The 24672-nt window shown below is 51.2% G+C and carries 24 protein-coding genes; 3 read left to right on the top strand and 21 right to left on the bottom strand.

All coding sequences use genetic code 11. From position 1 onward, the window contains the following. Positions 1-38 precede the first annotated feature (38 nt). The 11 genes from dtpA to blr all read right to left on the bottom strand — a co-directional run bounded on the left by dtpA (position 39) and on the right by blr (position 9589). Entirely contained in the window at positions 39-1544 is a 1506-nt protein-coding gene (gene dtpA, locus ICA20_RS13465; protein WP_038640405.1) for a dipeptide/tripeptide permease DtpA, read from the bottom strand. A 613-nt stretch (positions 1545-2157) separates the two neighbouring features. Then, positions 2158-2793 carry an endonuclease III gene (nth, locus tag ICA20_RS13460; RefSeq protein WP_038640407.1) on the bottom strand — a complete coding sequence of 212 codons (636 nt, stop codon included), beginning with the start codon at positions 2791-2793 and terminating at the stop codon, positions 2158-2160. Continuing rightward, the gene (locus ICA20_RS13455; protein WP_038640410.1) at positions 2793-3485 is read right to left on the bottom strand and encodes an electron transport complex subunit E; all 693 of its coding nucleotides are present in this window, start codon (positions 3483-3485) and stop codon (positions 2793-2795) included. Before ICA20_RS13455 ends, nth begins: the two co-directional genes overlap by 1 nt. A gap of 3 nt (positions 3486-3488) precedes the next feature. Then, the gene (gene rsxG / locus ICA20_RS13450; protein ID WP_038640412.1) at positions 3489-4109 is read right to left on the bottom strand and encodes an electron transport complex subunit RsxG; all 621 of its coding nucleotides are present in this window, start codon (positions 4107-4109) and stop codon (positions 3489-3491) included. 9 nt (positions 4110-4118) lie between these two features. Next, positions 4119-5171: an electron transport complex subunit RsxD gene (rsxD, locus tag ICA20_RS13445; RefSeq protein ID WP_038640414.1), complete on the bottom strand. Its 1053-nt coding sequence runs from the start codon at positions 5169-5171 to the stop codon at positions 4119-4121. Beyond that, the gene (gene rsxC, locus ICA20_RS13440; protein ID WP_038640416.1) at positions 5172-7196 is read right to left on the bottom strand and encodes an electron transport complex subunit RsxC; all 2025 of its coding nucleotides are present in this window, start codon (positions 7194-7196) and stop codon (positions 5172-5174) included. It abuts the gene before it with no gap. Continuing rightward, positions 7189-7767, bottom strand: coding sequence for an electron transport complex subunit RsxB (rsxB, locus tag ICA20_RS13435; RefSeq protein ID WP_032943340.1), 579 nt, complete (start codon positions 7765-7767; stop codon positions 7189-7191). Before rsxB ends, rsxC begins: the two co-directional genes overlap by 8 nt. Then, positions 7767-8348 carry an electron transport complex subunit RsxA gene (gene rsxA / locus ICA20_RS13430; RefSeq protein ID WP_003029144.1) on the bottom strand — a complete coding sequence of 194 codons (582 nt, stop codon included), beginning with the start codon at positions 8346-8348 and terminating at the stop codon, positions 7767-7769. The genes rsxB and rsxA overlap by 1 nt, the downstream gene beginning before the upstream one ends. A 76-nt stretch (positions 8349-8424) precedes the next feature. Beyond that, entirely contained in the window at positions 8425-8865 is a 441-nt protein-coding gene (locus tag ICA20_RS13425) for a DUF2569 domain-containing protein (RefSeq protein ID WP_038640418.1), read from the bottom strand. A 91-nt stretch (positions 8866-8956) separates the two neighbouring features. Next, the gene (gene ydgT, locus ICA20_RS13420; RefSeq protein WP_008784684.1) at positions 8957-9172 is read right to left on the bottom strand and encodes a transcription modulator YdgT; all 216 of its coding nucleotides are present in this window, start codon (positions 9170-9172) and stop codon (positions 8957-8959) included. A 291-nt stretch (positions 9173-9463) separates the two neighbouring features. Then, the gene (blr, locus tag ICA20_RS13415; protein ID WP_038643149.1) at positions 9464-9589 is read right to left on the bottom strand and encodes a division septum protein Blr; all 126 of its coding nucleotides are present in this window, start codon (positions 9587-9589) and stop codon (positions 9464-9466) included. Between the two features lie 240 nt (positions 9590-9829). Here blr and ICA20_RS13410 point away from each other — a divergent pair, with 240 nt between their 5' ends. Continuing rightward, positions 9830-10870 (top strand): oxidoreductase, encoded by a 1041-nt coding sequence (locus ICA20_RS13410; protein WP_038640423.1) that lies wholly within the window; start codon positions 9830-9832, stop codon positions 10868-10870. Positions 10871-10947: 77 nt separating this feature from the next. Here ICA20_RS13410 and add read toward each other — a convergent pair whose 3' ends face one another. The 6 genes from add to ICA20_RS13380 all read right to left on the bottom strand — a co-directional run bounded on the left by add (position 10948) and on the right by ICA20_RS13380 (position 15884). Continuing rightward, positions 10948-11949 carry an adenosine deaminase gene (gene add / locus ICA20_RS13405; protein ID WP_038640426.1) on the bottom strand — a complete coding sequence of 334 codons (1002 nt, stop codon included), beginning with the start codon at positions 11947-11949 and terminating at the stop codon, positions 10948-10950. Positions 11950-12110: 161 nt separating this feature from the next. Continuing rightward, positions 12111-13121 carry a cytochrome d ubiquinol oxidase subunit II gene (gene cydB, locus ICA20_RS13400; RefSeq protein ID WP_038640429.1) on the bottom strand — a complete coding sequence of 337 codons (1011 nt, stop codon included), beginning with the start codon at positions 13119-13121 and terminating at the stop codon, positions 12111-12113. Then, on the bottom strand, positions 13121-14527 hold the full coding sequence (locus ICA20_RS13395; protein WP_038640431.1) for a cytochrome ubiquinol oxidase subunit I: 1407 nt from the start codon (positions 14525-14527) through the stop codon (positions 13121-13123). Before ICA20_RS13395 ends, cydB begins: the two co-directional genes overlap by 1 nt. Before the next feature lie 50 nt (positions 14528-14577). Continuing rightward, positions 14578-15084 (bottom strand): ferritin-like domain-containing protein, encoded by a 507-nt coding sequence (locus ICA20_RS13390; RefSeq protein WP_038640433.1) that lies wholly within the window; start codon positions 15082-15084, stop codon positions 14578-14580. 24 nt (positions 15085-15108) lie between these two features. Next, the gene (locus tag ICA20_RS13385) at positions 15109-15606 is read right to left on the bottom strand and encodes a ferritin-like domain-containing protein (protein WP_038640435.1); all 498 of its coding nucleotides are present in this window, start codon (positions 15604-15606) and stop codon (positions 15109-15111) included. A gap of 92 nt (positions 15607-15698) precedes the next feature. Continuing rightward, positions 15699-15884 (bottom strand): general stress protein, encoded by a 186-nt coding sequence (locus ICA20_RS13380; RefSeq protein WP_006684659.1) that lies wholly within the window; start codon positions 15882-15884, stop codon positions 15699-15701. Positions 15885-16368: 484 nt separating this feature from the next. Here ICA20_RS13380 and ICA20_RS13375 point away from each other — a divergent pair, with 484 nt between their 5' ends. Beyond that, the gene (locus ICA20_RS13375; protein WP_038640437.1) at positions 16369-17568 is read left to right on the top strand and encodes a zinc-dependent alcohol dehydrogenase; all 1200 of its coding nucleotides are present in this window, start codon (positions 16369-16371) and stop codon (positions 17566-17568) included. A gap of 68 nt (positions 17569-17636) precedes the next feature. Here the strand turns inward: ICA20_RS13375 and ICA20_RS13370 are convergent, their stop codons facing one another. After that, positions 17637-18809 (bottom strand): MalY/PatB family protein, encoded by a 1173-nt coding sequence (locus ICA20_RS13370; protein WP_038640439.1) that lies wholly within the window; start codon positions 18807-18809, stop codon positions 17637-17639. Between the two features lie 10 nt (positions 18810-18819). Continuing rightward, a complete protein-coding gene (gene malX, locus ICA20_RS13365; RefSeq protein WP_038640441.1) occupies positions 18820-20412 on the bottom strand; it encodes a maltose/glucose-specific PTS transporter subunit IIBC in 1593 nt (530 codons plus the stop codon). Positions 20413-20581: 169 nt separating this feature from the next. Between malX and ICA20_RS13360 the strand changes: the two genes are divergently transcribed. Continuing rightward, complete coding sequence (locus tag ICA20_RS13360; RefSeq protein ID WP_038640443.1) at positions 20582-21610, top strand: Mal regulon transcriptional regulator MalI; 1029 nt, start codon at positions 20582-20584, stop codon at positions 21608-21610. A 45-nt stretch (positions 21611-21655) separates the two neighbouring features. Here ICA20_RS13360 and ICA20_RS13355 read toward each other — a convergent pair whose 3' ends face one another. Both ICA20_RS13355 and manA read right to left on the bottom strand, forming a co-directional pair. After that, complete coding sequence (locus tag ICA20_RS13355; protein ID WP_038643152.1) at positions 21656-23164, bottom strand: YdgA family protein; 1509 nt, start codon at positions 23162-23164, stop codon at positions 21656-21658. 106 nt (positions 23165-23270) lie between these two features. Continuing rightward, positions 23271-24446, bottom strand: coding sequence for a mannose-6-phosphate isomerase (gene manA, locus ICA20_RS13350; protein ID WP_038640446.1), 1176 nt, complete (start codon positions 24444-24446; stop codon positions 23271-23273). Between the last annotated feature and the right edge of the window lie 226 nt (positions 24447-24672).

Genomic DNA, 24672 nt, shown 5'->3' with positions numbered 1-24672 from the left:
ACAACAGTTAGCGGCCTGAAAATGAGTTTCCCTGAGAATTACGCTGTCGCGGCCTTAGAGGCTTTCTCATTAACGTCATCGTCCTGAGTCATACGATTCAGTTTCGGCGCCGTCAGCAGCATCAGAACAGCGATAACCGCCGTTGCAACACCAATCTGCAGGAACACACGACCGTAGACTTCCAGAGACATCAGCGGGTCAGTCACGTTTTCTGGAACTGCCATCATGTTGGCGACGTAACCGCCGATGATGTTTGCACCGGCAGTGGTCAGGAACCAGCTCCCCATGATGAAGCCCATCAGACGTTGCGGAACCAGCTGCGCCACCATGGCCAGACCCAGACCGGAAATCATCAGTTCACCGATGCTTTGCAGGCCGTAGCAGATGATCAGCCAGTTAACAGAAACGATGCCCGCATCGGTGGCGAATTTCGCACCCAGCGGCAGGATCAGGAACGCACCGGAACACAGCACCATACCAATCGCGAACTTGGTCGGCATCGGCAGCGTATCACCCATCTTGTTATAGATAGCGGCGAGGATTGGGCTACCAATGATGATCCAGAACGGGTTCAGCGCCTGGTACTGCTCAGGTTCAAAAGCAATACCCAGAATAGAGTGTTCAACGTTACGAATCGCGAAGAAGTTCAGTGAAGTCGGCATCTGGCTGTACAGCACGAAGAAGATAATCGCTTCCAGCATCAGAATGAAGGCGACGATCATTTTACGACGCGCAGCACCGTGCATGGTGAAGGCTTCTTTACCGAAGATAAATACGATACCAATGGCAATCACACCCAGAACCATACGGGCGATTTCCTGGTTGTGCAGCAGCCAGGTCGCAATCGCAATCAGAACCACAACCCCAGCGATGGTCAGCAGCAGGTTACGGAAGTTGATCGGCTCAAAGTCAGGTTTAGAACCGTACTGTTTAACCCAGCGCTGACAAAATGCGAAGTTAACCACGGTGATCAGCATACCTACGACGCTCAGCGCGAACGCGGTGCTCCAGCCGTAACGCGCAGCTAACCATGGCGTTGCCAGCATAGAGAAGAATGAACCGATGTTGACGGACATGTAGTACATGGTAAATGCACCATCAAGACGCGGGTCATCTTTTGCATAGCAGGTAGAGAGCAGGGAGGATGGGTTGGCTTTAAACAGGCCGTTACCGACCGCGATGGCCGCCATGCCCATATAAACAATACCGGCATCGTGACCGGACCATGCAACCAGCGCATAACCGATGGCCAGAACAATGGCGCCCAGCATAATGACACGTTTTGTTCCCAGAACTTTATCACCTAACCAGCCGCCGATGGCAACCAGACCATACACCAGGGCGCTAAAGGACGAGAAAAGGGTGATGGAATCCGCTTCTGACATACCCAGTTGCTTAACCAGGTAGACGGCCATAATCCCTTGCAGGCCGTAATAACCAAAACGTTCCCACAGCTCTATCGAGAAAATGAGATAGAACGCTTTCGGTTGTTTGAAGGCGTTTAAACTAACGCTTTCTGTTGGTTTATTGTTTGCAGTAGACACTTTTACCTCTTTTTTTACATCCCATATCAACGGGGGTGTTCAGGTACGTGATGAATCAAGTTCATCCGTCCGATTGTTATAGTGGGAGGGGAAACGGCAAGTAATGTTCACTATCTTGACCATTCAGACAAGTGGTTTGTAATAATCTGTTACATATATCCTGGGTGGTGAAATCATCGGTACAGAGAAATGTTATCTAGCGTTAAATTTCTTCATTTGAAAAATCGCAGATTTTTACACTGTTTAAGTCACCCAAAAACCGCAATGCGGCGATATGTTCTGCTATTTGCAGTTGAATCCAGTGATATAGGCCATTATCTGAAAAATAGCCAGTGTAATGTTTTGTTTAGAAACTGTTCAGTAAGGTTATCTGATTGTCGCTTTAACTAAAAAATAAAAATTATTTAACATTGTGTTGTCTGAGTGATCTGCATCACGTATAGATAGAAATTTCTATTACTAAAAAAACGATTAACCTGCTCAGGTGTTTATACGCAAGAATAATGCGTTAGATATGCGCAGTTGAGTGGCATCATCGACGGGAAAAGATTGTTTAGGGAGTGCATAACTAATCGTTATGTGTCAAAGGGGCAAAGGGAACGCCCCATCAGTATCATATATCAACTTTCTCTTTGAATTCGCAGAGATCTTCGATGATGCAAGAACCGCAGCGCGGTTTTCTGGCAATACAGGTGTAGCGGCCATGAAGGATTAACCAGTGATGGCAATCGACTTTAAATTCACTCGGTACGACTTTCAGTAATTTTTCCTCTACCTGCTCGACGTTTTTGCCTGGCGCAAATTGCGTGCGATTACAGACGCGAAAAATATGGGTATCTACCGCAATGGTAGGCCAACCGAAGGCGGTATTTAACACCACATTGGCTGTTTTTCGCCCAACTCCGGGCAGGGCCTCTAATGCGGCCCGGTCTTCTGGCACTTCGCCATTATGTTTTTCCAGCAGAATGCGGCAGGTCTTAATCACGTTCTCCGCTTTGCTGTTGAACAACCCGATTGTCTTGATGTAGGACTTAACCCCGTCTACGCCGAGCTCCAGCATAGCGGCAGGGGTATTGGCGACAGGGTACAGCTTAGCCGTGGCTTTATTGACGCTGACATCGGTGGCCTGCGCGGAGAGCAAGACCGAAATCAGCAGTTCGAACGGCGATGTAAAATTCAGCTCAGTGGTTGGATGCGGATTGTTATCACGCAGGCGTGTCAGTATTTCCAGCCGTTTTGCTTTGTTCATTACACATTCCCTGTTTCACCAACCGGACTGTCTGCAACAGCCGCTTCGGCACGACGTTTCTTCATTTTCTCATCGATCAGATATTTCACCGCCAGCATCAGACCCAGACCAATGAAAGCGCCCGGTGGCAGCATGGCCAGCAGAAACGGCGTATCGGTATGGAAGATCTCTACGCGTAGTACTTTAGCCCAACTGCCTAACAGACCGTCTGCGCCATCAAATAGCGTGCCGTTACCAATTATTTCACGCAGCGAGCCCAGAACAAACATGGCCCCAGTTGCGCCCATACCGATGGAGAACCCATCAAGGGCGGATAATGCCGGGCCTTTTTTAGCTGCGAAGGCTTCAGCACGACCAACAACAATACAGTTGGTCACAATCAGCGGAATAAAGATCCCCAGAGACTGATACAGGCCAAAAGCGTAAGCATTAATCAACATCTGTACCGCACTCACGACGGAAGCGATGATCATGACATAAATCGGAATACGAATTTCAGACGGTGTCCAGCGACGCAGGGCTGAAATGGTCAGGTTCGTCAACGTCAGGACGAGCGTAGTCGCCAGTCCCAGACCTAACGCATTGGTGGCGGTAGACGTTACCGCCAACAGCGGGCACATACCAAGTAACTGCACAAGCGCGGAGTTATTTTTCCATAACCCCTGGACAATGACATCTTTAATTTCGCTCATGGTTTATTCTCCACAGGCGCTAAGTTGAGGGAGTTGCGCTGGCAACGTCTGCGCATACAAACCGGCGCGTTTCACCGCATTAACTACCGCACGCGGCGTAATGGTTGCGCCAGTAAACTGGTCGAAGTCGCCGCCATCTTTCTTCACCGCCCAATGGGCATCGTTACCCGCGCCGATCGTTTTGCCGCTAAAGTGGGTGATCCAGTCGGACAGACGCAGCTCAATTTTATCGCCCAGCCCCGGCGTTTCATGGTGTTCAGTCACGCGTGTGCCCAATACGGTACCTGTGAAATCCACACCAACCAACAGCTGAATAGCGCCGGAATAACCATCTGGGGCAGTGGCTTCGAGAATTGCCGCAACAGGTCGATCGTCCTGGCGCGCGATATACACACGGTGAGTCCCTTTACCTAACGCCTGCGCATTCACCAGATAGCAACTCTCAGACAACGCGTTATTGTAGCGATCGCCAGGCAGAACCTGATCAAACAATACTTTTTGCTGCAACGCCGCTTGTTCATCGATAGTGGATTTGGTTAATTGATTGATTGCCGCGGTTAACCCCGTAGATCCAGCGGCAAATAGCGCCAGAGTAATACCGTGTTTACGAATCGTTTTCAGCATATGTTGTCCTTAGCGATGTCCGTACACGCGAGGGCGGGTGTAATAATCAATCAGGGGAACCGTAATATTTGCCAGCAACACGGCAAAGGCCACGCCATCAGGATAGCCACCAAAACTGCGGATTAACCACACTAATAAACCCGCAAGCGCGCCAAAAATCAGGCGACCACGGTTGGTGGTCGATGCCGTAACGGGATCGGTAAGAATAAAGAAAGCGCCGAGCATCGTCGCGCCAGAAAGTAGATGTAACTGAGGCGATGCCAGCGACTCTGGCGAGAAAATCCAGCCTAAAGTAGCGCAAACAGCGAGCGACAGCAGGAAACTAACCGGGATATGCCAGCGAATCGCTTTTTGCCATAACAGCACAATGCCGCCAGCCAACCAGGCAAGGTTAACCCACTGCCATCCGGCGCCCGCGAGCATGCCGCTGTAAATCGGGTACTGCATTACCTGTTCAACCGTTCGTCCCGCATGCAGAGAGGTCTTGAAGGTATCAAGGGGCGTAGCCTGGCTGATGCCGTCGATTCCCATACGGAGCGCGTTCATATCGCTGCCGCCCGCGGTATGTCCGGTAAAGATTACGTTCAGAGCGTCAAAGAATCCGGGGACCGTGGCTGCAATTTCCTGCGGCGGCAGCCAGCTTGTCATCTGCACCGGGAATGAGATAAGCAGTACGACGTAGCCAATCATGGCGGGATTGAACGGGTTTTGTCCGAGGCCGCCATACAGCTGTTTTGCAATGATAACGGCAAATACCGTGCCTAATACCACCATCCACCAGGGGGCCAGCGGAGGAATACTCACGGCCAGCAGCAACCCCGTAAGGAGCGCGGAGTTATCTTTTAAAATCGGCGCAATGGGTTGTTTCCGCAGTTTAAGTACGACCGCTTCGGCGCCGATAGCGCTAATGGCGGCCAGAACGATCTGCAACAACGTCCCCCAGCCAAAGAACCATAGCTGCGCGACGATTCCCGGCAATGCAGCAAGTAACACCAACATCATGATGCGTGATGTCTGACGTTGGTTATGGGTATAAGGGGAGCTTGCTATTCTGAATACCATTTATTCCTCGTTTACAACCTGCTGCTGTGCGGCTTTTTTAGCCTGGGCGCGTGCGATAGCGGCCGCGACGGCGGCTTTACGCGGATCCACCGGTTCAGCGCTTTCAGTCACCGGCTGCTGCTCAAGCTTACGGGCTTTGGCGCGGGCGATTGCCGCTTCGACGGCGGCTTTGCGCGGATCCACCGGTTCAGCGGTTTCAGTCACCGGCTGCTGCTCAAGCTTACGGGCTTTGGCGCGGGCGATTGCCGCTTCGACGGCGGCTTTACGCGGATCCACCGGTTCAGCGGTTTCAGTCACCGGCTGCTGCTCAAGCTTACGGGCCTTGGCGCGGGCGATAGCCGCTTCAACTGCCGCTTTACGTGGGTCGGTACCCGCGCTGCTGTCTTCAATTTTGTTTGAATTTTCCGTCCGGGCCGCACGAGCCTGTGCTTTACGCGCCTCGCGAGCGGCAATCACTGCGCTATTGTCAGGTTTTTCGCCAGCCTGAATAACAACCGGTTGCATTGCCTGAGCCTGTTTCTCTTTTACGCGAGCCAATGCGGCGGCGATGGCATCATGATCTTTAGCCGCAGGCTGTACGGCAGCGCTTTTGTGGCGTTCAAGACGTGCGGCTTTTTCACGCTCAAGTCGCGCCTGTCGAGCTTCAAAACGTGCTTTGGCTTCCGCGGCGCGTTTTTCTTCCTGGCTAATAGCATAAATCTCGGCCTTTTCCTGGCGGAAATACTGTACCAGCGGAATGTTGCTCGGGCATACCCATGCGCAAGCGCCGCATTCGATACAGTCTGCAATATTGTGAGTTGTGGCTTTATCGTGCTGCTGCCCTTTACTGAACCAGTAGAGTTGCTGCGGCAGAAGATCGGCCGGGCAGGCATCGGCGCAGGCGCTACAGCGAATGCAGCCTTTCTCCTCCGGCGTTTCACCCATTTCACTGGCAGAGGGGGCCAGAAGGCAGTTGGTGATCTTCACCACCGGTACATCCAGCCATGGCAGCGTAAACCCCATCAGCGGCCCGCCCATAATCACCATCTGGTCGGCGGAAGGGCAGAAACCCGCGTCGCTGAGCAAATGACGAACCGGCGTACCTAAACGCGCCCAGACGTTTCCCGGACGGCTGACGGCTTCGCCTGTAAGCGTCACAACACGCTCGGTAATAGGTTCTCCGTCAATGACCGCACGTTTAATCGCGTAGGCGGTCCCGACGTTTTGCATCAGCACGCCAATATCTGAGGAGCGTCCGCCATGAGGTACCTGCTTACCGGTCAGAATTTGCGTTAACTGCTTGGCGCCGCCGGACGGGTACTTGGTTGGGATCACGCGTAAGCTGATATCGTGGGAATCGGCCAGCACCGCACGCAGCATGGAAATTGCCTGCGGTTTGTTATCTTCTATTCCCAGCAGGATCTCACGCGGCTGAAGAATGTGCGCGAGGATGCGGATACCTTCGACGACCTGAGCCGCGCAGTCCTGCATCAGACGGTCATCCGCCGTAATGTACGGCTCGCATTCTGCGGCGTTGATGATCAGCGTTTCAATTTTATCGCCGCCGCCCTGTAGCTTAACCCCGGTTGGGAAACCTGCGCCGCCCAGACCGGCGACGCCGTACTGATGAATACGTGCAATAAGCTCTTCCCGACTACGGGAACGGTAATCGGCCCAGCCATCACGCTCAATCCAGCGGTCTTCGCCATCGGCATCAATGATGACGCTTAGCTCGGCTAATGCCGAAGGGTGTGCGGTGGAATGCGGCGCAATAGCAACAATAGTGCCTGACGTTGGCGCATGTACCGGCAGCATTTTGCCACGCCCGATGGTTAACGCCTGGCCACGCAGGACGGTGTCGCCCACGTTGACACACAGTTCACCTTCCGCGCCAATATGTTGTTTCAGGGGAATAACGAAGCGCGGCGCCAGCGGAACCTGCCGCAGCGGCGTACCGTTTGACTGGGTCTTCATTTCTGGTGGATGAATGCCGCCATCAAAGTCCCAGATTTTGTTTTTTCTGAATGCAGAGAATAACTTAAACATGTTGTTCCACAGGAATGATGCGCACAGGGATAGTGTTTAAATCCCATTTCCAGCTATCGGGCGTCTCAGCCACCGGGCGTAATTCGATACATTGCGTTGGACATGGGTCAACGCACAGGTTGCAGCCGGTGCAGAGATCGCTCATCACTGTGTGCATGGCGCGGGTCGCACCCACAATGGCATCGACCGGACAGGCCTGAATGCACTTTGTGCAACCAATACAATTATTTTCATCAATGACCGCCAGCATTCGCACGGGCGTAACATCTTGTTCATCACCATCAATCGGCTGCGGGTCGACGTTCAACAGGGCAGCGATTTTTAACATCACGGCTTCACCACCGGGCGCGCAACGATTGATTTTTTCACCCTGCGAGCCGATCGCTTCAGCATAGGGATGACAGCCCGGATAGCCGCACTGTCCACACTGGCTTTGCGGGAGAATTTCATCAATTTTCTCCACGACCGGGTCATCCTCAACGGCAAAGCGTCGCGAGGCGTAACCCAAAATAGCGCCGAACGCCAGACCCAGCAGACTCACTGCGGCAACGGCAATCCAGATAGCATTCATTACAACTTCACCAAACCACTAAAGCCCATAAAGGCCAATGACATTAAACCGGCGGTAATCAGCGCAATCGCATTACCGCGAAACGGAGCAGGGACGTCTGCCACAGCGAGGCGTTCGCGAATGGCGGCAAACAGTACCATTACCAGTGAGAAGCCGACGGCGGCAGAAAAACCGTATAGCGCCGACTGTAAGAAGTTATGGCCGAGGTTAATATTCAGCAACGCCACCCCCAACACCGCACAGTTTGTGGTGATCAGCGGTAAGAAGATCCCCAGCAGGCGGTAAAGCGCAGGGCTGGTTTTACGGACCACCATCTCGGTAAATTGCACGACGACGGCGATGACCAGAATAAAAGCCAGCGTGCGCAGATAGATGAGATTGAGCGGAATGAGGATCCAGGTATCAATCAACCATGCGCAAATAGAGGCCAGCGTCATGACAAACGTCGTGGCCAGGCCCATACCCATTGCGGTTTCCAGTTTTTTGGAAACGCCCATAAACGGACAGAGGCCCAGAAACTTAACCAGTACAAAGTTGTTGACCAGCACAGTTCCGACAAACAGCAGCAGGTAATCAGTCATTTTTCGGCCTGAAATAAAAAAGCCGCCTATTATCTGACAATCTACAACAGGCGACAACAGGTTAACTGTAGGGTTATTACGGGTTCACAAACGTCGACTTAACGCGCTGTGAGCGCTTGAAGTAGGGCACCAGCAGTGCTGCTGCTAACAAAGGGAACAGCAGTTGGCGCACGGCAAAGGCGTCCGGGACGGGTGAAAACGCAAACGCTTTAATCGCCAGTAACACGGAGATCAACAGCCATAAAATATAGTGCTTCGGCACGCAGGTTCTGCGTTTGAAAAACGCAATCGTCAGCCATAACGTGTAATACCACATGGCGATAGCCGTAATAAAAGAGACGCCCCATAACAACAAATTGGTCGTACTTTGCTCACCAAGCGTTTGGAAGGTTTGCGGTGTGGCCAGCGCAGTGACGTAAAGTAACAACGCCAGCGAAGCACTCAACAACGCAACTAACAGCCAGGCCAATGGCCCAAGTAGCCAGCCTCCGATACGTTGTGCCGGTGTGGTAGTCATCTCTTCTCCAGGTTTACGCGCGCGATCAAACATGCCATTCATTTTGGGGCAATTATTATAAAGCTTTTAACGTTGAGCGCTACTTTCTTCTTTATTGCACGTAATGCCAGACTGATTTAGGCACCTGACCGACGTCAAACAGACGACCTCCGGAGATGAGCTCCGCACGACGGTGGTCTGCTGCACGGTACATATTGATAATGTCGTTATCGTCGGTGAGCGTGTAGTTAAGATGATCGAACAGTTTTTCCAGACTTTCGAGTGAACTAATTTTACGGAATTTTAATAAGTAATCCTGAACAGTCATAAAGAGCAATCCATATATAAAATAATACCAACGGAGTAGAAAATATTAAGAAATAAACAACGTGCACAGGTAAAAGCGGATTTGCGCGCAAATGTAAGAAAGAGTATGCATACCTGTAAAAAGCAGGCGCTATGTACGCCTGCGGCAAGGTTAGCGCGCTTCGCGATCCCAGGCAATACGCGCGGGAGCGGGATGCGGCATAATTCGCTTTTTTTGACAGAATTGGATCTTTTACAGCCGGACCCAGCAATGCGTGAAGGTGAATTGCGGGGCAAAAAAGGCTGATGACGCTTATTTTTTCTGCACTGCTGCAATTGGCTCCGGTGGCTGGTAATTGTCAATATGATTGGCAATACCCAGCAGGATCACGGAGACCGCAAGAACAATCCAACCTGCTAACTCAATAAGACGATTCATTACTGATGACATTTGCTTTGATTTATCCATAAACACAGGCTGCAAATGTTACTAATCTCTCCATAATACAGCAAGAAGATTGGGAACGATTTCAGCCACTTTTTCGCGGCAAATTCAGCTTAAGAAGCATATGTTTGACTTAAGTTAATAAACAACCTTTGTAGCGCAAAGGTTATTAAACTATTGAGACGTTGCAATGTATGGTGTGAAATAGGTCAGTCTGAATTGAGAGGCAATAACATGAGTGACAACATCCGCGTTGGGCTAATCGGCTATGGTTACGCCAGTAAAACCTTCCATGCCCCCCTGATTGTGGGCACACCAGGTCTGGAACTGGCCGCGGTGTCCAGTAGCGATGAAGCAAAAGTGAAGGCCGACTGGCCTACAGTGACGGTTGTTGCTGAGCCTAAGCACCTTTTTAACGATCCTAATATTGACCTGATTGTGATCCCTACGCCAAATGACACGCACTTCCCGTTAGCGAAGGCCGCACTGGAAGCGGGTAAACATGTGGTTGTTGATAAACCGTTTACCGTGACACTGTCACAAGCTCGTGAGCTGGATGCTCTCGCGCGTAGTCTGGGGCGCGTACTATCCGTTTTCCATAACCGGCGCTGGGACAGTGATTTTCTGACGTTGAAAGCGCTATTGGCGGATGGCGTTTTGGGCGAAGTTGCCTATTTTGAGTCCCACTTCGATCGTTTCCGCCCGCAGGTTCGGGACCGTTGGCGTGAACAGGGCGGTCCGGGCAGCGGTATTTGGTATGATTTAGCGCCACATCTTTTGGATCAAGCGATTAATCTGTTTGGTTTGCCGGTCAGTATGACGGTGGATCTGGCGCAACTGCGTCCGGGCGCACAATCGACAGATTACTTCCATGCCATTCTGACGTATCCACAGCGTCGTGTGATTCTGCATGGAACCATGCTGGCGGCCGCAGAATCGGCCCGCTATATCGTGCACGGCTCACGCGGGAGCTACGTCAAGTATGGTCTTGACCCACAGGAAGAACGTCTGAAAAATGGCGAGCGCCTGCCTCAGGAAGACTGGGGTTACGACATGCGCGATGGCGTATTGACGCGAGTTGAAGGCGATGAGCGGGTTGAAGAGACCTGGCTGACCGTGCCAGGTAATTACCCGGCGTACTATGCAGGCATCCGTGATGCGCTGAACGGTAATGGTGAAAACCCGGTCCCGGCGAGACAAGCTATCCAGATTATGGAGCTGATTGAGCTTGGCCTTGAGTCCGCAAAACACCGCTCCACACTTTGCCTTGCCTGATAAGGCACATGCCGGATGGCGGATGCCCCGGTATTTGATCCGGCCTACAATGCAACGCCACGTAGGCCGGACAAGCGTCACGCTGCGGCGACTTTCTCGCGCAGCGTACGTTTCTCTTCGTTACTCAGGAATGCCATTTCCAGACCATTGATTTGCGCCTGGCGGATCTGTTCGCGAGTTAAACCTGCGGCAGGAGCGGCAATGGTGTACTCGTGAATAATATCGACACCCTGAACAGCCGGATCGTCCGTATTCAGACTGGCCACAACGCCATGTTCAAGAAATGTTTTCAGCGGATGGGTCGCCAGCGTAGCGACGGTGCTGGTCTGGATGTTCGATGTCAGGCAGGATTCAATGCCGATACGGTGTTCGGCGAGATAATCCATCAATGCGCGATCTTCGACCGCTTTAACACCATGACCAATGCGTTCAGCGCCCAATTCTTTAATGGCCTGCCAGATACTTTCTGGTCCCGCGGCTTCGCCGGCATGGACAGTGATATGCCAGCCTGCATCGCGTGCCTGGTTGAAATGTGACAGGAACAAACTGCCCGGGAAGCCCAGTTCGTCACCGGCCAGATCCAGCGCAGTAATATGGTCACGGTGTGCTAACAGCGCATCAAGTTCCTGCAGGCAGGCGGCTTCGCCGAAGGTACGACTCATAATGCCAATTAAACGCGCTTCAACGCCAAAGGCCTTGCAGCCTTCGCGCACGCCTGCAATAACGGCTTCAACCACGCCTGCTACAGGGAGTTGATGGGTCATTGCCATGTAGCCAGGGGAAAAACGTAGTTCAACATAGTGCAGGCCGTTACGTGCGGCATCCTCAATATTTTCAAACGCGACGCGGCGGCAGGCGTCCAGCGAGGCCAGAACCTTTACGCCCCAGTCCAGTTTGGATAAAAAGCTGACCAAATCAGGCTCGGTTGACGTCACTTGCACATGAGGGATCAACGTTTCCAGCGTCTGTGCCGGGAGGGTTAAATTGAACTGGCGACCCAGATCGAGGATCGTTTGGGCACGGATGTTACCATCAAGGTGGCGATGGACGTCGGTTAAGGGGAGAGAAGTATCAATCATGGTCGCACTCGTATTTTTAGGTAAAGTGCAGGGCATTATACAACAGAATCATAATTCTCTAATAACTTTGAATAAAGCGCGCCAACACTTTGTAAAAGAGTCACATTGTGGACATTTATTTCAGATTTTCAATGAGTCAGGCGATCGGCGCGCTATTCTGGTCAATGGTAGCCTTCTCCGTCAGATACTTTGCCGCGAAAGACATAGTAGCTCCATGCCGTATACATCAGAATGACCGGAATAATAATAAGCGTACCAACCAGCATAAACATCTGACTTGCAGGAGGAGCCGCCGCATCCCATAAGGTAATATGCGGCGGAATAATATAGGGCCACAGGCTGATGCCTAAGCCGCTAAAACCCAGAAAGATTAATCCCAGCGTCAGGATAAAAGGTTGTGCATGGCTGGTGTTGTCGCTGCTCAGACGCCAAATCCACAGGCTGAGTATCGTCACCAGAATGGGGACCGGCACAAACCAGTAGAAATTAGGTAGTATGAACCAGCGCTCTGCGATGTATTGCCAGCTAAGGGGGGTCCAGATGCTGACCACGGCAATCACCGCCAGCAGAGCGAGCAGAACATGGCGCGTTAATTTACGCATCCGTTCCTGAAGCGCGCCATCGCTTTTCATTATCAGCCAGGTGGTGCCGAGTAACAGATAGGCGGCAACCAGTCCGAGTCCGCAAAACACATTAAATGGGGTCAACCAATCCAAGGCCGACCCGGCAAAGCGTCGTTCTGCTATATCGAAGCCGTTAATCACGGCGCCAACAACGATCCCCTGACTCACGGTCGCCAGCAACGAGCCGCCGGCAAATGCGTAATCCCAAAATAGCCGATGCGAAGGCGTGGCTTTAAAGCGAAACTCAAATGCCACGCCGCGAAAAATCAACCCAATTAGCATCATCGTGAGTGGAATTGCCAGTGCGTCAGCAATCACAGCATAAGCCAGAGGGAATGCGCCAAAGAGACCGGCACCACCGAGCACCAGCCAGGTTTCGTTCCCGTCCCAGACGGGGGCCACGCTGTTCACCATCACATCTCGCTCGCTGGGGGCATGTACAATGCTAAACAGCATACCAATGCCCAAATCGAAACCGTCCATTACGATGTACATCAGCGTGGCAAAGACAATGATAATAAACCAGATTACGGTGATATCGATGTCCATCAGATTTTCTCCTCTTCATCCGTTACCGGTTCTGCGGCGGAAAGCGGACGCGCAGGGGTGCCATCGGTTTGTGAGGTCAGTTCACTGACCGGCTGAGGTCCTTTTTTAATCAGCCTGAATATGTAGTGATAACCCACGCCAAAGACTGTGCTATAAACGACGATAAATACCAGCAAACTGATGACCATTTGCGTTGTGCTGTGCAATGAAACGGCATCTCTCGTGCGCAAAAAGCCGTATACGACCCAGGGCTGGCGGCCAACTTCCGTGGTCACCCAGCCGGCCAGTAAGGCCAATAGTCCGGCAGGCCCCATCAAAAGCGCAAACCACTGGAATGGGCGGGAATGGTACAGGCGTTTGCGCCAACGTAACCAGACACTGCAGATACCCAGGGCGATCATCAACACGCCCATGCCAACCATGATGCGAAACGACCAAAATACAATTGCGGAGTTGGGGCGATCTTCCTTGGGAAAATCCTTCAGCGCTGGAACCTGCTTGTCCAGGCTATGGGTCAGAATCAGACTGCCCAGCGCAGGGATCGCCAGAGCGTATTTGGTGCGCTCTTCCTCCATGTCAGGCATGCCAAACAGCGTCAACGGCGTCGCCTCTCCGGGGGGATTCTCCCAGTGTCCCTCAATGGCCGCTATTTTCGCAGGCTGATGCTCAAGGGTATTGAGGCCATGCATATCTCCAATAACCGCCTGAATAGGGGCGACAATCAGAGCCATCCACAACGCCATCGAAAACATTTTACGAATGGCAGGGGTATCGTTACCGCGGAGTAAATGCCAGGCGGCAGATGCGCCAACGAACATCGCGCTACTCAGAAAAGCAGCAATCGACATATGCAATAAGCGATACGGAAATGAAGGGTTAAATATGATAGCCAGCCAATCCTGGGGAATGACATGCCCATTTTCGAGGCTAAAACCTTGAGGTGTTTGCATCCAACTGTTAGAAGCCAGGATCCAGAAGGTAGATAGCAACGTGCCCAGCGCCACCATACAGGTGGTGAAGAAATGCAGCGCTGGAGATACTTTGTTCCAGCCGAATAGCATTACGCCAAGGAAGCCCGCTTCGAGGAAAAAGGCGGTCAGGACTTCATAAAGCAGCAGTGGTCCGGTAATACTACCGGCAAATTGCGAAAAGCCGCTCCAGTTGGTACCGAACTGATAAGCCATCACCAGGCCGGATACGACGCCCATCCCAAAATTGACGGCGAAGATTTGCAGCCAGAAATTATAGAGCGAGCGCCAGAGATTGTTTCGCGTGCGCAGCCACATCCCCTCCAGCACCACCAGATAGCTGGCCAGCCCAATCGTAATCGCGGGAAAAAGAATATGGAAAGAGACAGTGAAGGCGAACTGAAAACGGGCTAAATAAAAAGCGTCAAGTTCAGGCACGGTACAGACCCCATCCGAGGAAGCTCTGCCTGAAGCAGAGCGTAGTGAGATTATTTTTTGGCTACAACGCCGTCAGCGTCAGACCGTAAGAGAAATTGTTCTGTCGTTTGCGGAATATGTTTAATCAGCCAGTCGGCCATCTCACGTTCCTCTGCCAGAATCGTTTCGATAGCGGGGATAGAGGCGGTATCACCGACCTTTTTAGCGGCGGCCAAAAGCGATGTGTAGCAGGCTATTTCAAATTGCTCGAATACATAGCCGCTAATTGCGCCTTTTACAATTTCGTCAGAAGGAAACATGCCGCCAATCGACTGGCCAAAAGCCGCCATTTTACTCATTGAGTCTTTTAATACAGAGCGCGAGATATCGTTTCGATCGAGGATCTCTTCCAACAGAGTAATTTGCCGTTTTGTTTCATTAATATGTTGCTCAATTCTGGCACGCAAATCAGGATAATTATCGATACGACTCGCCATCGATTCCAGCATTGACTCCGCTTGCTTTTCCATCGCGTGCGCATCGCGTAGCCAGTCATGGTAATGTTCTAAGTGATTCATCGTAATTTCCTCGTGTCAGTATGGTTATCGTTTTTCAGCGTCTTTATTAATGTTACCAACCGCAAGATCGGTTAATTTCAGATCGGTTTGTTTCTCTTCTTCAAGCGTTTCTGCGAGGAGTTTTACGGCTTTTTTATATCCAAGTTGTTCTGCCAGCGTTGCCAGTGTGCCGTAGCTGGCAATTTCATAATGTTCCACTTTCTGTGCGGCTGCGATTAATGCCGCATCGCGTACTTCATTTTTCTCGGTGCTTTCAATAACCTCATTAGCCTCTTCAATTAAGCCTTCCATCGCCACACATTTCATGCGTTTAATCTTAATTCCCGGCTCTTGCTCAACGATTTGGTCAATTCGTTCAATTTGCCCCTGGGTTTCTTCCAGGTGGGCATTAAAGGCTTTGCTGAGTTTTTCACTTGATGCGGCTCTGGCGAGTTTGGCCAGTCCGCGCGTTAATTGTTTTTCAGCGCTATAGGTATCTGAAAGTAGGTGAATAAATACGTCTTCAATGCTTTTCATATGCATATTAATATCCTGTAGAGGTTAAAAATAACTGCGAGCCTCATACAGACCCGCAGGACACTCTTTTCATTAAAAGATGAAAATAACGCTAACTATCAGGAGTTGTCAGACTTACGGCCACCACCGTGGCTGCTTTGTCCACCTTTTTTGCCTGCTTCAGATGCGCGTTGCGGATCGTTTTTGAAGTTACCACCGCTATGTTGACCGCCTTTACGGCCCGCTTCTGATGCTTTTTCTCGGTCTTCTGCGAAGTTACCGGAACCACCACGATGCTCTGCCATATATCACCTCATATATCGGTTATGTCAGTCAGATACAAAAAATAATTTCGTATCCGTCGTTGTTCAAGGATTAAAGTTAGCGGCTATTTGTATTAAGTCAAATTTAATGTTGATAGGCGGATTAGTCCGTATTGATAATTTTCAATGGATTGCGGGAAATACCGCTTCGTTTATTATGGTTGACGTTTAATTAATAAATCGCTGTAACCGTCTGAGATTTAGAAGGAATAAAGGCATGATTGCCTGAACAGGATTATTCTTGTAAATTTTCTTAAATTATAAATAGATCGCAATAAAATCGAAGCGTTCCGCTCAGTCTTAAAATGACATTATTAAATGTCATGGTATTCATTTTGTTCTACGCTTACTACTCTTTTGGGCAAAAACAATACGGAGCGAAAACATGGTTAACCTAAATAATGAAGGAACCAGCCAAATACGATAATTTTTAACTTTTAAGATGATGACTTAAAGGAGAAAAATGATGAAAGCACTGACTTATCATGGCCCTCATCATGTTAGCGTTGATAATATGCCAGATCCCGGCATAGAAGAGCCGGATGATATCATTCTGCGTGTTACTGCGACTGCTATATGCGGTTCGGACCTGCATCTTTATCGCGGTAAGATCCCTGGAATTCATCATGGCGATATATTTGGTCATGAGTTTATGGGCGAAGTGGTTGAAACGGGATCGCAAGTGACGGCTGTAAGTAAAGGTGATCGCGTGGTGGTACCCTTCGTTATTGCCTGTGGCGAATGTTTTTTCTGTCAACTTCATCAGTATGCCGCGTGTGAAAGCACTAACAGTGGCAACGGCGCAGCGCTGAACCGCAAGAATATCACGCCACCGGCGGCACTGTTTGGCTACAGCGATCTGTACGGCGGTATTCCTGGCGGTCAGGCCGAATATGTTCGGGTACCAAAAGCGAACACAGGTCCATTCAAAGTGCCGGATACGTTGGCAGATGAAAAGGTTCTTTTTCTGTCTGATATTTTACCGACGGCATGGCAGGCTGTGAAGAATGCCGACATTAAGCCAGGCTCCAGCGTTGCTATCTTTGGCGCTGGACCGGTAGGGTTATTAACAACTGCCTGTGCTCGTCTCAACGGTGCCGAACAGATATTTATCATTGATCATAACGATTACCGCCTTGAATTTGCACGACAACGTTATGGTGCGATTCCCATTAACTTTGATAAAAACGACGATCCCGCAAAATGGATTATTGATAACACGGCAGGTCATCGTGGCGTGGATGCGGTGATTGATGCCGTCGGTTTTGAGGCAAAAGGGAGCCTCACTGAAACTGTACTCAGCACATTAAAAATTGAAGGCAGTAGTGGAAAAGCGCTCAGGCAATGCATTGCGGCAGTGCGCCGGGGAGGAATTGTCAGCGTCCCTGGCGTTTACGCCGGTTTTATCCATGGATTCATGTTTGGTGATGCTTTTGATAAGGGACTGACGTTCAAAATGGGGCAGACACATGTGCATGCTTACTTACCTGATCTGCTTAATTTGATCGAGAAGGGATTGCTTACCCCTGAAGAGATTGTGACGCACCATATGCCGTTGGAAGATGCCGCAAGAGGATATGAAATTTTTGAGAAACGGGAAGATGGGTGTCGAAAAGTTATTCTGGTACCGGGAATGAAAGCGGGATTATCCACGGTGAATGATTGAGGCTGGCTTAATGGAGGAGGCGTCAGGCTGATAAGGCGCGCAATGAGGTTTTCATTGCGCAAACCTGCTTAACGAATTGTACGGATGGCGTTAATCAATCCCTGAACGCCTTTTTCAAGTTTTGAGCGCGGGCATCCGGCATTCAGGCGCACAAAACCGCATCCTTCTTCGCCGTAGGTGTATCCTGGCATGATGGCGACTTTCTGCTGGTGGATAAGCGCTTCCTGCAATTCGCGATCATCAATGTTGAGCGGACGCAGGTCAATCCACGCCAGATAGGTAGATTGCGGAACCTGCCAGCTCAGTTCGGGGAATGCGGCATTAAGCTCGCGTGAGACGTAATGCAGGTTGCTGGCAAGGTAATCCCGCAGCGCATCAAGCCAGCTTGCGCCCTGTTGATAGGCGGCAATATGAGCGGTCAGCGCCAGTACCGCCGGCGAGGAAAGACCATCGCGACCTTTTAATGCGCTGAGATAATCGTTACGACTTTGAGCGTCTTCAATCATCCCGTAAGCCCCGGTCAGTGCCGGAATATTAAAACTTTTTGAACCGGAAGTGAGCAGCGCCCAGCTGTCACGTGCGACGTTACTCCAGGGAATATGTGGGTGATCTCCCCATACCATATCCATATGGATCTCATCGGAAATAACTTTTACACCATGGCGCTGACACAGTTCCGCCATGGTTTCCAGCTCATCACGCGTCCACACTTTACCCGTCGGATTTTGTGGGCTACAGAGCAGAAGAATTTTGCTCTCTGGACGAGACAGGGCATTCTCCAGCGCGGTCATGTCGCAGTACCAACCGTCAGTGCGTTTTTCCAGTTCGACAGCGCGCACCACGCGCTGATTACCCTCGATAGCTTTGTAAAACGCGTCGTAAGCCGGAGTGTGGATAACCACCGCATCACCCGCGGAAGACCACTGGCGAATCAGCTCTGACACCATATAGATGACCGAGGGACCATATACCAGCGACTGAGGATCGATTTTTGTATTGTGACGCGTAAGAAACCAGTGCTGAATGGCCGCCAAAAATTCATCATTTTTCCAACGGCTATAACCCAATACGCCATGGGACAGGCGCTGGGTAAGCGCCTCAAGAATGCAGGGGGCAGTGGCAAAATCCATGTCAGAGATGGTGAACGGTAGCAGATCGGCTGAGCCAAAACGGTCGGCGACGTAATCCCATTGGGTACACCAGGTGCCGTGTCTGTCCACAACCTTTGAAAAATCAAACATACTGTTGTCCTTAAGCCTGTACGGTATTCATCAGAACCGCGATTTCGTCTTTCACTGACTGGACCTGCGGACCAATAACAACCTGGAGGTTATGCTGATTGAGTTGTACTACGCCAATGGCACGATTGTCCTTCAGAGCTTGTACGTTAACAAGCGACATATCTTTTACTGACAAGCGCAGACGAGTAATGCAGTTATCCAGGCTAACAATGTTTTCCGCGCCGCCCAACGCCGCCAGAATAGCTGGCACGTTGTATCCCGATTTACCTGGCGCTCCAGCCATCACTTTTTCGATAGTGCTGGCCATTTCGACTTCGCGACCCGGTGTCTTCAGATTGAAGCGCGTGATGGCGAAGCGGAAGATAACGTAATACACCGCGAACCAGATAGCTGCGACGACAGGGACCAGATACCACTTGGTAGACAATCCATGCAGGATGCCGAACACCACGAAGTCGATCAGGTTACCGTCAGTGTTACCGATGGTAACGCCAAGCACCGCCATCACGGTGAAGCCGAGGCCGGTAAGCAAAGCATGGATCACATACAGAACCGGGGCCACGAACAGGAACAAGAACTCAAGAGGTTCGGTCGTACCACCAATTACACAGGCAATCAGACCGGAAATTAATAACCCTTTAATTTTATGACGATTCTCTGGACGTGCGCAGTGATACATCGCTAACGCTGCACCCGGTAACCCGCCGAGGAACGCTGGCATTTTACCCTGGGACAGGAAGCGGGTTGCGCTTTCAGAGAAGCCTTGGGTTGTCGGGCAACTCAATTGAGCCTGGAAAATAGTCAGTGCGCCGCTCACGCTATGACCACAGACTTCCTGCGTGCCACCGGCTTCGGTAAAGCGAATCAATGCCACCAGAATATGATGCAGGCCAAAAGGCAGCAACAGACGTTCGCCGGTGCCAAACAGCATAGGACCAAATTCACCTGCACTGTTGATGATGTGACCGAGTCCGGTAATGCCCATGGCGAAAACCGGCCAAATCAGGGGAATGACCAGACCGACCAGGCCCATCACTACCGAGGAGATGATGGGAACGAAGCGAGTGCCGCCGAAGAAGGCGAGAGCATCCGGCAGACGAATGTTATGGAAGCGTTCATGCAGCATCCAGACGATGATCCCGGCGATGACGGCGCCGAGGATCCCGGTGTCGATCGACTGGATCCCTAGAATATTTTGCACGTTGTTGGCTTTCAGGATCGCCGCATCAGTGGTGGGTAAGATACCTTTTGCGGTTAACCAGAAGTTGACGGCAAGGTTCATTACCGCGTAACCGACAAAACCAGCAAACGCCGCCACACCTTTGTTCTCGCGCGCCAGGCCAAGAGGAATGGCAATACAGAACATCACCGGTAGGAAGCTAAACGCAAATGAGCCAACCTTGCTCATCCAGGTAAAGATGGCCTGTAGCACCGGATTTCCTAACGCCGGGATTAACGTTAAGACGTCGTGGCTGCTTAACGAACTGCCGATCCCTAACATGATCCCGCAAAATGAGAGCAGAGCCACGGGCAACATAAAAGTTTTGCCCAACTGCTGGAAAAATTCCCATAACGTTATTTTTGGTGTGGTTCTCGTCGTCATTAAACGACTCCTTGTTAAATCAGGCTGGCTAATGATGGCGAGAAGATAAAACGTTTTACCTAATTTTAGTGCGGTATAAATCACATTATCGAACGATAATAGGGGGTATAAATATAAGTGATTGATAAAACGTTTTATCCGTCACGTTATCAGGGAGTTTTCTGTTTTTATGGCTATAGCCAAAAAAATAACGATCCATGATGTTGCGCTGGCTGCGGGTGTTTCGGTCAGTACCGTCTCATTGGTACTCAGTGGCAAAGGACGTATTTCATCAGCAACCGGTGAACGGGTAAATGCTGCCATTGAGCAACTGGGGTTTGTGCGTAATCGACAAGCATCAGCCCTGCGCGGTGGGCAGAGCGGGGTAGTGGGGTTGATCGTGCGCGATCTTTCTACGCCGTTTTACGCCGAGCTAACGGCGGGGCTGACGGAAGCATTAGAAGCTCAGGGGCGCATGGTCTTCTTACTGCATGGCGGTAAAGACGGCGAACAGCTGACACAGCGCTTCACCCTGTTACTTAATCAAGGGGTTGATGGCGTGGTGATCGCCGGGGCCGCAGGCAGCAGTGACGCGCTACAGCAACTGGCCGCTGAGAAAGGGATCCCGGTGGTGTTTGCGTCACGCGCCAGCTATATGGATGACGTTGACACCGTCAGACCTGATAACATGCAGGCCGCGCAACTTCTGGTTGAACAACTGATACGTCATGGGCATCAGCGCATTGCCTGGCTGGGCGGGCAAAGCTCTTCATTAACCCGGGCAGAGCGCGTCGGCGGCTATTGCGCGACATTGTTAAAGTATGGTTTGCCGTTTCATAGCGACTGGGTGCTGGAGTGTTCATCCAGCCAAAAGCAGGCCGCGGAAGAGGTGACGGCGCTGTTACGCCGGAATCCCACAATCAGTGCGGTGGTGTGCTACAACGAAACCATTGCCGTAGGCGCCTGGTTTGGCCTGATGAGAGCAGGGCGACAGAGTGGTGAAACAGGCGTGGATCGCTACTTTGAACAGCAAATATCCTTGGCCGGATTTGCCGATGTGGCGGAAAGCGCGCTGGATGACATTCCCATCATTTGGGCCTGCACGCCTGCCCGTGAAATGGGATACACCCTTGCGGAACGCATGCTACAACGCATTGGCCACGATGAAAGCCATTCGCGCAATCTGACGCTTGCCGCCCGACTGGTCGTCGCGAAATAAAAAAAGCCCGATAAGCAATGTTATCGGGCCTGTCGTAAGGGATATTTACTGTTGCGGGGCAGCAGGCGCGTCCGGCTCAGCAAAGGCAGGCATACCGAACATGCCAACAAACTCATCCAGCGACATTTTCTGTCCGTTAAGTGTTACCTGACCGTTCGCATATTGCAGGCTGGAACCGATAACGTTGTCCTGCAGCGTCGTAATACGGAACATCTGACCCATCGCCGCGAGACCATTAACCTGCTGTTTCGCCAGACCCGCCGCTTCTTCCTGCTGATATCCTTCCAGTTTGGCAATCTGCGTCATGAATTCAGTCGCCATGTCGACAGGGATCGTCAGCTTAGCGTCCAGTGATTTGACGGAGCGATCCACTTCCTGGGCCAGCGTTTGCGGCTCCACGGTGTTTGCGGTCGGATCTTTCAGCAGTAGAGACAGATTAAAGGCGGTTTCACCTTTCGCATTTTTCCAGCTCAGTGGCGCAATGGTGATAACCGGTTCGCCTTTCATCAGAATCGGCAGGGCATTAAAGAAGGCTTCGGTGACTTTCTGCTGATATAGCTCCGGGTTTTGCACCACATCCACCTGTGACATCAACGCCTTGGTCTGGGCGCTATACTGCTGACTGAACTGGTGCAGGGCTTCACCATCAATCTGACCCACTTTCAGCGTCAGTTTGCCGCTACCCATATCCTGGCCCTGCAGTTTAAGGCTGTTCAGAGTGTAATCCAGCTGGCTGTTGACGGTTTTACCCTCGTTGATCAGATCGGATTTACCATCGATACCCATGCCTTCCAGAACCGCCAGCTCTTTACCCTCGACTGAAATTGACAGTTTTTCGAGTGACAACTTCTGGTCGCCAATACGCTCACCAAAGCTGGCGATACTGCTGGAACCTTCAGTTTTCAGGTTATTGAAGGTAATTTGTACCTTCTGGTTGTACTCATTGACCGCATTAACCAGACCACTTTGCGCATCGCCAGTCAGCGAAACCGCATTACCGTCTTTGTCAGCCGTAAACTGGAATTCCCCGCCGCTGAAGGCCACTTTTTCATCGCCATTCTCGTAGTTCAGCGGTTTGAGGGAGAGATCGGAGCGGGTATCGCCGCTGTAACCGATACGGGAGTTAATGATGAATGGCGTTTCACCTTTGGCAATGTCGAACAGTGGTTTGGTGACGTCGTTATTCACCAACGTTGTTTTCACCGAGGCCATGGCGGGGACCAGATTCAGCGACTTCAGCTGTGCCAGCGGGAAAGGACCGTGATCAACCGTTTCATTAAGGACGATGCTTTGCCCCGGCTTCAGCCAGGAATCTTGCTGCCCGGTGATGGGTTTAACCACCAGTTGCAGTTGGCTATTGAACACGCCGCGCTGATAGTTTTGATAACTCAGTTCAATTCCCGCCTCAGGGGAGTAGCGTTTCAACTGATTGTTTGCCTGTGTCACCATCTCGGCGAGATGCGTTTCGAGTTTTTTACCTGTGTACCAGGCGCCGCCCGTCCAGACGATACCCAGTGCAACCACTACACCCGCAGCTACCAGCGATTTTTTCATTTTGATATCCATAAAATAAAACCAGGCGTTTGAAGACGCCTGGAGGAGTGACTTGTCTTTAACTCACTACAGCTTAGCAAGAGTTGTTAAAAATATCAGTATCTTGCTACAGCTTGTTATAAACCCGAGCTAAACGGCCCTTGCCGCTGACGTTTACCGGCGATTCATTCGCACTAATAAAGGCCGACTCACCCGGCTGCAGTACCAGACGTTGCTCACCTTTGCTCAACACGGCTTCACCCTCAATGCAGAACAGAATTGCGGCGCTTTGCTGGCCGATCTCTGCACCAGTGGCCGTTAACTCATGTAGTGAGAAGGCGAAATCGTCGACCGGAATGGGGAAGTCCAGTTCGCCATCTGTTTTAACTGGTGTGGTCAGCAACCGGTTTGCAGGTTTAGCGACAAATTTAACGTTGGCGACCAGTTCCGGGATATCAATATATTTTGGCGTCAGTCCGGCGCGCAGCACGTTATCTGAGTTCGCCATCACCTCCAGCGCCACACCCTGCAGGTAGGCGTGCGGGGTTTCAGCAAACAAGAACATGGCCTCGCCGGGATTGAGTTTAACCACGTTGAGCAGCAGTGGGGAAAAGAGTCCGCTGTCGTTAGGGTAGAAGTCGGCGATCAGGCGGATGGTTTGCCAGGGTTCACCCTGCTGGCTGTTCAGCGCCGATTTCAGGATCGCCAGCGCATGGGATTTCTCCTCATCCTGCATATTGAGCAAACTGGCGAATAGATAGCTCAGACGCTCTGCGCTCGGCTCCTGCAGGAAATGCGCAATAGCCGGATGCGCGGCCGAAACGGGTTGTAATAACGCAACAATTTCGGAGAACTCACGAAATGCGTTCATTGCCAGGAAAGGCGTCAAAGCAAAAACCAGTTCTGGTTTGTGGTTAGGATCTTTGTAGTTGCGCTCGGCGGCATCCATTGGGATCCCGGCGGCGTTTTCTTTGGCATACCCGATTTCAGAATTGTGCTTGTTAGGATGAACCTGAATCGAAAGGGGTTGCGCGGCGCAGAGCACTTTAAACAGGAAGGGCAGTTCACCGAAGCGTTTGGCAACGGCATCACCTAATAGCGCGGATTTATCGCGTTCAATAACGTCGCGCAAAGCAACCGTCTGACCATCAGCGCTCTGAACCTGCGAACTGCTTTTTGGGTGCGCCCCCATCCAAAGTTCAGCCATCGGTTGCTGAGTTGGGTTGGCAATCCCATAAAGTTCCGTTAACGCAGTTTTACTTCCCCAGGCGTAGTTCTGCACTGAGTTGATGAGTTTTTGCATTCTCAAGCCCTGTTTGAATGTGGAATTTTCTCTGGCTATTAAACCAAGAAACCCTGAGGGAAGTAACCTGCGCATGTAAAAAGTCGTACTTGTCTCAGTTTTTGTTAAAAAATTGTGTAGGATATGGTGACTCGCTTTTAATACCCTGAGTATTTCCGGTTGCAGAAAGCCTTGCTTTCTCCAACCCGACTTACGGCAGGGAAGCAGGGCAATGGAACATCTGCCC

The sequence above is a fragment of the Citrobacter sp. C5_2 genome, assembly GCF_014596845.2.
Taxonomy (GTDB): domain Bacteria; phylum Pseudomonadota; class Gammaproteobacteria; order Enterobacterales; family Enterobacteriaceae; genus Citrobacter; species Citrobacter werkmanii.
The sequence above is the reverse complement of the archived record's forward strand: the minus strand, read 5'-3'. Positions and strand labels throughout refer to the sequence as shown.

Bases quoted from the DNA above. Each gene is read 5' to 3' on its own strand.
- rsxC (WP_038640416.1), bottom strand. From the start codon at position 7,196: ATGTTTAAGTTATTCTCTGCATTCAGAAAAAACAAAATCTGGGACTTT.
- ICA20_RS13355 (WP_038643152.1), bottom strand. From the start codon at position 23,164: ATGAAAAAATCGCTGGTAGCTGCGGGTGTAGTGGTTGCACTGGGTATC.
- malX (WP_038640441.1), bottom strand. From the start codon at position 20,412: ATGACGACGAGAACCACACCAAAAATAACGTTATGGGAATTTTTCCAG.
- blr (WP_038643149.1), bottom strand. From the start codon at position 9,589: ATGAATCGTCTTATTGAGTTAGCAGGTTGGATTGTTCTTGCGGTCTCC.
- ICA20_RS13360 (WP_038640443.1), top strand. From the start codon at position 20,582: ATGGCTATAGCCAAAAAAATAACGATCCATGATGTTGCGCTGGCTGCG.
- cydB (WP_038640429.1), bottom strand. From the start codon at position 13,121: ATGGACATCGATATCACCGTAATCTGGTTTATTATCATTGTCTTTGCC.
- ICA20_RS13370 (WP_038640439.1), bottom strand. From the start codon at position 18,809: ATGTTTGATTTTTCAAAGGTTGTGGACAGACACGGCACCTGGTGTACC.
- add (WP_038640426.1), bottom strand. From the start codon at position 11,949: ATGATTGATACTTCTCTCCCCTTAACCGACGTCCATCGCCACCTTGAT.
- ICA20_RS13380 (WP_006684659.1), bottom strand. From the start codon at position 15,884: ATGGCAGAGCATCGTGGTGGTTCCGGTAACTTCGCAGAAGACCGAGAA.
- rsxA (WP_003029144.1), bottom strand. From the start codon at position 8,348: ATGACTGATTACCTGCTGCTGTTTGTCGGAACTGTGCTGGTCAACAAC.
- ICA20_RS13390 (WP_038640433.1), bottom strand. From the start codon at position 15,084: ATGAATCACTTAGAACATTACCATGACTGGCTACGCGATGCGCACGCG.
- ICA20_RS13455 (WP_038640410.1), bottom strand. From the start codon at position 3,485: ATGAGCGAAATTAAAGATGTCATTGTCCAGGGGTTATGGAAAAATAAC.
- nth (WP_038640407.1), bottom strand. From the start codon at position 2,793: ATGAACAAAGCAAAACGGCTGGAAATACTGACACGCCTGCGTGATAAC.
- ICA20_RS13425 (WP_038640418.1), bottom strand. From the start codon at position 8,865: ATGACTACCACACCGGCACAACGTATCGGAGGCTGGCTACTTGGGCCA.
- rsxG (WP_038640412.1), bottom strand. From the start codon at position 4,109: ATGCTGAAAACGATTCGTAAACACGGTATTACTCTGGCGCTATTTGCC.
- rsxB (WP_032943340.1), bottom strand. From the start codon at position 7,767: ATGAATGCTATCTGGATTGCCGTTGCCGCAGTGAGTCTGCTGGGTCTG.
- ICA20_RS13375 (WP_038640437.1), top strand. From the start codon at position 16,369: ATGAAAGCACTGACTTATCATGGCCCTCATCATGTTAGCGTTGATAAT.
- ICA20_RS13385 (WP_038640435.1), bottom strand. From the start codon at position 15,606: ATGCATATGAAAAGCATTGAAGACGTATTTATTCACCTACTTTCAGAT.
- ydgT (WP_008784684.1), bottom strand. From the start codon at position 9,172: ATGACTGTTCAGGATTACTTATTAAAATTCCGTAAAATTAGTTCACTC.
- rsxD (WP_038640414.1), bottom strand. From the start codon at position 5,171: ATGGTATTCAGAATAGCAAGCTCCCCTTATACCCATAACCAACGTCAG.
- manA (WP_038640446.1), bottom strand. From the start codon at position 24,446: ATGCAAAAACTCATCAACTCAGTGCAGAACTACGCCTGGGGAAGTAAA.
- ICA20_RS13410 (WP_038640423.1), top strand. From the start codon at position 9,830: ATGAGTGACAACATCCGCGTTGGGCTAATCGGCTATGGTTACGCCAGT.